Genomic DNA, 6,337 nt, shown 5'->3' with positions numbered 1-6,337 from the left:
GTTGGCGGCCAATGGCCATGGCTAATCGTGCGGCCTTGGCTTTCTCGTGACGGTCTCGAACCTTATTAAAGAGTATATAGACCAAGAAAGACATAAAAACTAGGAGTCCCAACGACAAGCCAAGGCCAGCCAGAGCCTCCTGATTAGATATGAAGATATTAAAGGCGAAGTGGAACATTGTCCCGATGGCTATTCCCATGATTATTAATTTCTTCTTATGGTGTTGATAGAACCAGGCCATAGCCAGAAAGTACCCTATTATGGCAGAGGAGAGGGCGTGGAGGATGGTTGCGCCGAGAGATCTTAGCCCTATGGTTTCGAGAGCTATTAATGCTTGACTGCTACTGGTATTAAATACATCGCCTCCGGGGATTATTTTGAACATGAAAAGAATGTTTTCTATGGCTGCGAATCCAAGTGCCGCTGTGATCATGTAGATCATGCCGTCCATGGGTTCGTCAAACTCCGGACTTTTCAATACTATAATGACTATCGCATAGAACTTAACAAGCTCTTCGACTAACGCTGCCCAGAGTACGAATCCGGCGTTTGATGCTCCAATAAGGCAATTGGATCCAATCATTTGACAGAAGCCGTATTGGAGTAAGATCGCTAGCGGAGCTATAACGATTCCCATTAAGAATGTTTTTATTACTAGGTACTTAGGTTCAGGGTGGCAATCTTCGCGCATAAAAAAAGACATCCAGATTAGACTTGGAAGTAGGCCAATCGCTATCAAGATAGCGCTACTGACGACGGGAGTTAATTCCATTAATTATAAGTATACCTTAAGTGAGGCTAATTAAGCAGGCCAGTTTTCCACTAGCAGAAGTTTTTTGTTGGTTATAGGAAGGCTTGAGTATATCTCCTCTGTGATAAATGGCATAAAAGGATGAAGAAGCTTGAGAAGATTGGCTAGGCAGTAAATCAAAATCTTTTGAGTATTGGTCTTTGTTTGACTGTCTAAAATCTGAGTCTTGCTAGCCTCAATGTAGATGTCGGCCAGTTTGTACCAGGCGAATTGATATATCTCTTGAGCAGCTTGATGGAGCATGAGCCGCTCAAGGCTATCACTAACGCTCTTCGTAGTCGCATTGAGGGACTCTAAGATAGCCGCATCGGGGGCTGTTGTTGGTTTTGGTTGCTCATCGGTTATCAGGAGCTCAGAATCAGTATTGGTCAGTATAAATCTAGATATGTTCCAGATCTTATTGGCGAAATGTTTCATACCTTTAATTTTATCCTCGGCTAAGGGGATGTCGTTGCCTGCGGCTGTTGAAAAGATTAAAGCGAATCTTAGCGCATCGGTGCCGTACCTATCGGCCATCTCGATCGGATCGATAGCATTGCCTTTAGATTTGGACATTTTCTGCCTATCTTTGTCTCTAATTAATCCATGAAGGTAAATCGTTTTGAAGGGGATCTCTCCTAAGCAGTATCCGGTCATGAGAATCATTCTAGCTACCCAGAAGAATAGAATGTCGTAGCCGGTTTCGAGTACGTCGGTCGGATGAAACTTAGATAGATCCTCGGTCTTATTGGGCCAGCCTAGGGTGGAGAATGTCCATAGGCCGGAAGAGAACCAGGTGTCGAGCGTGTCGGAGTCTTGCTGCCAATCTTGGCTGGCTGGTGCGTCGACGCCTACATAGATCTCATGATCACGATACCAAACAGGAATACGATGACCGTACCAAATTTGTCTCGAGATGCACCAGTCACGCAGGTTATCTATCCAGTGAAAATATGTTTTTGAGAAATGGTCTGGAATTATATTGATTTGGCCGCTCTCAACTACATGGCGCATCATTCTTTTTAGAGTTATCTTAGATCCCGAGGCTATGCCTTCGATTTTGGATTCTTTTAGGATGAATTCTTTGTCTACGGCCACAAACCACTGTAGCTTTGGTAGTGGCTCGATGATACCGTTACTGCGCTGGGCTCGGGCAATATTGATTTGAACATCCTCCTCTTTTTCTAGAAGATCATTATCTTTTAACCACTGGATTACTATTTCTCTGGCCTCCTTGGTCTTTTTGCCAGCGATAAGAGTGCCGGCATTTTCATTCATTCGGCCGTATTCGTCTATGACTTGAATTAAGGCTAAGTTATTTCTTTGAGCGATTTCCCAGTCGATAATACTATGAGCGGGAGTAACGCCGACCGCGCCTGTGCCTAGAGTCGGATCAGCAGCTGAGTCGGCTATGATTCTGACTTTTATTTTAGATCCAGCGAAGTCAATCTCGTATTCTTTATTAATGAATTGTTTGTAGCGTTCATCGTCAGGATGAACAGCTACGGCTGTGTCTCCGACTTTGGTTTCGGGTCGGGTAGTCGATATGGCGATAGGGAAGTCTTTTGAATATCTGAATGTATAAAATTTGCCCTGAGTCTCTTCGTAAACAATCTCCTCGTCAGATACTGTGGTTTGTCCCTTGGGGTCCCAATTTATGACCCTATGGCCACGATAGATCAGTCCATCAGCATACATATTCTTAAAGGCAGTCTTAACTGCTAAATTTCTATGGCTATCGAGAGTGAAGGCTTCTCGACTCCAGTCTAACGACGTGCCCATATGCTTTAATTGGGTGATTATGGCGTCGTGGCTTTGTTGGGCATAGTCGTCAACGCGTTTTAAAAATTCTTCTCGTCCTAAGTCGTGACGATTTTTGCCTTCTTTTTTTAGTATCAACTCTTCAACTTTTGATTGAGTAGCGATGGCGGCGTGATCGGTGCCCGGCAGCCACAGGGTTTTCTTACCAAGCATCCTTTGGTGGCGAATGATTATATCTTCTATGGTTACGGTTAGGGCGTGTCCGAGATGTAGAACACCGGTGACGTTCGGTGGCGGTAGTACCATCGAAAAACTGCCACCATTTTTAGCTGGTGAATTATCGGGATTAAAAAAACCACTGTCTTCCCAGATCTTATATATTTTAGATTCAACTGCCTTAGGCTCGTAAGTCTTGACTATCTCCTTTGACATATTATTTAGTTATACTACTATAAAGCTAGCTTTTTTCAATGGAGGCCTAGCATGGCTCACATCACTTTGGATCGACATATTTGCCGCTGTCACGATGGGGCTGGTAATATCTTGGGGCGTGACCAGAATGGTGCAGATATCAGATCTAACGCTGGAGAGATCTCTCTTGAGGACCACCTCACTATTTTTGCGGTGCCAGAGGTATTGTCCCGACATCTCTGGGCTAGAGTAAAAATGTTCTTTGGTGCGGCAGTATTTATCGGAAAATTTATGAAATCTGGGCATACCGGCTATATCAAGTACTTTGCTTTCAAATGTGATTTTTGCAAGCAAATAGCTGTCAGCTACCCAAAAGGTCACGAGGATAGATTAGAGTGCAATAGATGCAACTAGAATCTCAAATTTGCATCCATATCCACAGACTGCCACTTAAGGGCAGTTTTATTTTTAGATTTTTTATAAGCGAAGTACCCGGCGACACCGATCATGGCCGCATTATCGGTGGTATAGGCCATTGGTGGCTGGTAATATCTAACACCAATCTCTTCGCTCGTTTTTTGCAATTCTTCTCGGAGTTTTTTATTGGCGGCTACGCCACCGGAAAGTAGCAATGATTTGATATTTAGTTCGGTACAAGCTCTGGCCGTTTTCTTAATTAAGACATTGATGGCGGCTTTTTGGAAGGAGGCGGCAATATCGGATTTCATCTCTTCGGTTATGTCCGATTTTAATTTCAAGTCTCTTAATAAATACAAAACTGCAGTCTTCAATCCAGAATAGCTAAAGTCAAAGTTTTTTGAATTTAACATTGGGCTAGGCAGGGGATACTTCTCGGGGTTACCGGTGGCCGCATATTTTGAGATTATTGGCCCTCCGGGGTAGCCTAAATCTAAAAGGCGAGCGACCTTGTCGAAAGCTTCACCAACGGCGTCGTCCATGGTCTCGCCGATAATCGTGAAATCGTAATGATCTTTCATGAGTACGAGTTCGGTGTGTCCGCCAGAGACTACAAGGCTAAGGGCTGGGAATATGTTGGCCATGTCTTCTTCTCCTAGCCAATTAGAATGAATATGACCGCTCATATGATCGGTAGCTATTATTTCCTTGTCGTATCTCCAAGCCAACGACTTGGCGAATGTAATCCCGACGAGTAGGGCTGGGCCGAGTCCTGGTCCGTGAGTCACGGCGATAAGATCGATCTCTTTATCGAACCCGCCGGTTGACGAATCTATGTCAGCTGCGTCTAGGGCAGACTTAAAAACTGGGCCAATATTCTTGACGTGTTCTCTGGCGGCTAAGCTGGGAACTACTCCGCCGAATTTTGCATGAAGCTCTACTTGGGATGAGACAATATTGGATAATACTCGTATCTTGTCATTCGCATCGATATCTAAGATTGCAATGGCTGTCTCGTCGCAGGATGTCTCTATGGCTAGGATCTTCATAGTATTGACTATGGTACATTATTATCCTATTCTTTTCAAAGTTACTTAACGGAGGTATGGCGTGGATAATCGTTTTATAGATGTTATCTCAGAAGGTGATGGAGCTCTGGCTCTTGCTTTACGACTTATTTGGCCCAATGTGCCGGGCGGGAAAGCTACCCACTATAAGATGATGAATCTGATAGAAAAGACGGAGTATCCCATAAGAGATGGGAAGGTAACGTATCATAGTACTACCGGGGTAGAAGATCCCAAGGGTGTCTCGACTCTAATCCTCCTGTGGAGCGACGAACGTGACGCTAAAGAACTCCCGTATCCGTTAGATTTAGAGGAAAGCATAGTGTTTGTTCGAGGATGGCTTGCTCACTCAGCCGACTATGGTCGAGAGCCTGATCATGATGGTGACAATGGCCGTGGCTGGAGTGTATTCACTGAAGACTGGGGCCACGTCGCAGGCTACCATTACGCCGTAGTTGGGGTACAGCCAGCTTGGGCGATGTATGGTAAGTAGGCAATTTGACAAGAGGCGGACAAGCCTCTTTTTTCTTGATTTTTATTGATTTCTATGTCAGAATAGTTTCTGTTTTATGGCCCTGTCGTCTAGCCCGGTTAGGACGCGTGGTTTTCATCCACGTAACACGGGTTCAAATCCCGTCGGGGCTGCAATCATTGTGAATAGTAATAAAGAAGTATAAAATATTACTATGTCTGAAGAATACACTCCTAAAGAAATAGCTAAGGCCACGGAATCCAGAGCATTATCCGATGCCAAGCTTATTGAACGCGGCGCTCATCATGTTCCAAATGAATCTGGGAAGCCGGTTTTGAGGCCAACTCGAAAACAAGTCGAGGCATTAAGAAATATGAATCCAAAAACAAGGGTAGAAAAAGAAAAGAGAGAGAGCACAGAGATACTTCGTACATTTTCAACGCCCGACCAAGTTGGAGAATTAGATTTTAAAGCATTTTTAGAGAAGCCTTTATTTAATTCTTACTATCGACCCAACATAGACAAGGAAGGCTCCTTTGAAGATATGATTTATAATACTTCCAAATCTTTTAGCGGCATAAAGGGCAGATTATTTCAAGAAATATTAGTTAAGGAAAAAGTTGGAGAAAAAGCCGTAAGAGCAGAGCGCGACATTAAGCCAATCTCTCTTAATGAATGGCGCTATTTGTTCACCCAGCTTACAGAGAGTCAATTAATGGGACATACTTACTATCTTGTTCAATTTGAGGATGGCGCAGTTCGTTCAATTGAGGTATGGCTAGATAAGTCTGGCGGCGGACCATATGGATATTCTTTAAGTATGCGCAAACTTTCACCCCAAGATTCTTTTGATCAAAAGGATCCTTCCTCCGGAGATTATGTAAAGCCTCGTATTATCTCGCCTGCGGAGTAACTACCAACTCCTAACGGTTACGAACCGAGAATACCCAGCTAATTGCATTAAGCGGGTTCTGGCTTCGTCCAGTCCTCTCTGCATAAATAGAATCAAAACTCCCGCTTAAGCGGGAGTTTTGATTTAAGGAGCGTTAGGCGGCTAATATCTTTTTAAATACTTCAGGATTGTGCTGAGCGATGTCGGCAAGCACCTTCCTGTCTAGATCGATCTTAGCTTTTTTTAGCTTGTCTATTAGCTTTGAGTAGGTAGTGCCATTCTCTCTGGCTGCGGCATTTAATTTTACCGTCCAGAGATTTCTAGCTGTCCTCTTTTTCTTCTTCCTGTCGGCAAACATAAAAGACCAAGCATGTAAGCTGGCTTCTTTGGCTTGTCTGAACTTAGTTGATCGAGTCCATTTAAAACCTTTGGTGTGTTTTAATAGTCTCTTCCTTCTGGCATTGGCTGTTACGCCTCGTTTTACTCTTGTCATGGTAGATTGATTATATTTTTAGAAATTATGGGTA

Annotated in this window: 7 protein-coding genes and 1 tRNA gene; 4 read left to right on the top strand and 4 right to left on the bottom strand. The window is 43.7% G+C overall.

Annotation, left to right across the window (positions count from 1 at the left end; translation table 11 throughout):
- Both DEG18_03915 and DEG18_03910 read right to left on the bottom strand, forming a co-directional pair.
- On the bottom strand, positions 1-772 hold a 772-nt coding region (locus DEG18_03915; GenBank protein HBX58723.1), incomplete at its 3' end, for a hypothetical protein.
- A gap of 30 nt (positions 773-802) precedes the next feature.
- On the bottom strand, positions 803-2,983 hold the full coding sequence (locus DEG18_03910; GenBank protein HBX58722.1) for a valine--tRNA ligase: 2,181 nt from the start codon (positions 2,981-2,983) through the stop codon (positions 803-805).
- Positions 2,984-3,034: 51 nt separating this feature from the next.
- Here DEG18_03910 and DEG18_03905 point away from each other — a divergent pair, with 51 nt between their 5' ends.
- The gene (locus tag DEG18_03905; protein HBX58721.1) at positions 3,035-3,376 is read left to right on the top strand and encodes a hypothetical protein; all 342 of its coding nucleotides are present in this window, start codon (positions 3,035-3,037) and stop codon (positions 3,374-3,376) included.
- On the opposite strand, the gene tsaD is transcribed toward DEG18_03905, so the two are convergent.
- Entirely contained in the window at positions 3,373-4,428 is a 1,056-nt protein-coding gene (gene tsaD / locus DEG18_03900; protein HBX58720.1) for a tRNA (adenosine(37)-N6)-threonylcarbamoyltransferase complex transferase subunit TsaD, read from the bottom strand. The genes DEG18_03905 and tsaD overlap by 4 nt on opposite strands.
- Positions 4,429-4,489: 61 nt before the next feature.
- On the opposite strand from tsaD, the gene DEG18_03895 reads away from it, so the two are divergent.
- From DEG18_03895 to DEG18_03885, 3 genes are all read left to right on the top strand, one after another.
- Positions 4,490-4,939, top strand: coding sequence for a hypothetical protein (locus tag DEG18_03895; protein ID HBX58719.1), 450 nt, complete (start codon positions 4,490-4,492; stop codon positions 4,937-4,939).
- 78 nt (positions 4,940-5,017) lie between these two features.
- Positions 5,018-5,094 (top strand) — tRNA-Glu (locus tag DEG18_03890).
- Between the two features lie 38 nt (positions 5,095-5,132).
- On the top strand, positions 5,133-5,831 hold the full coding sequence (locus DEG18_03885) for a hypothetical protein (GenBank protein ID HBX58718.1): 699 nt from the start codon (positions 5,133-5,135) through the stop codon (positions 5,829-5,831).
- A 133-nt stretch (positions 5,832-5,964) separates the two neighbouring features.
- Here DEG18_03885 and DEG18_03880 read toward each other — a convergent pair whose 3' ends face one another.
- Positions 5,965-6,303, bottom strand: coding sequence for a 50S ribosomal protein L20 (locus tag DEG18_03880; GenBank protein HBX58717.1), 339 nt, complete (start codon positions 6,301-6,303; stop codon positions 5,965-5,967).
- Between the last annotated feature and the right edge of the window lie 34 nt (positions 6,304-6,337).

Source organism: Candidatus Yanofskybacteria bacterium, from assembly GCA_003514055.1.
Lineage (GTDB): Bacteria > Patescibacteriota > Minisyncoccia > 2-02-FULL-40-12 > GWA2-44-9 > UBA12115.
The sequence above is the reverse complement of the archived record's forward strand: the minus strand, read 5'-3'. Positions and strand labels throughout refer to the sequence as shown.

Excerpts from the sequence above, each read along its gene's own strand:
- DEG18_03910 (HBX58722.1), bottom strand. The coding sequence starts at position 2,983 with ATGTCAAAGGAGATAGTCAAGACTTACGAGCCTAAGGCAGTTGAATCT.
- DEG18_03905 (HBX58721.1), top strand. The coding sequence starts at position 3,035 with ATGGCTCACATCACTTTGGATCGACATATTTGCCGCTGTCACGATGGG.
- tsaD (HBX58720.1), bottom strand. The coding sequence starts at position 4,428 with ATGAAGATCCTAGCCATAGAGACATCCTGCGACGAGACAGCCATTGCA.
- DEG18_03885 (HBX58718.1), top strand. The coding sequence starts at position 5,133 with ATGTCTGAAGAATACACTCCTAAAGAAATAGCTAAGGCCACGGAATCC.
- DEG18_03880 (HBX58717.1), bottom strand. The coding sequence starts at position 6,303 with ATGACAAGAGTAAAACGAGGCGTAACAGCCAATGCCAGAAGGAAGAGA.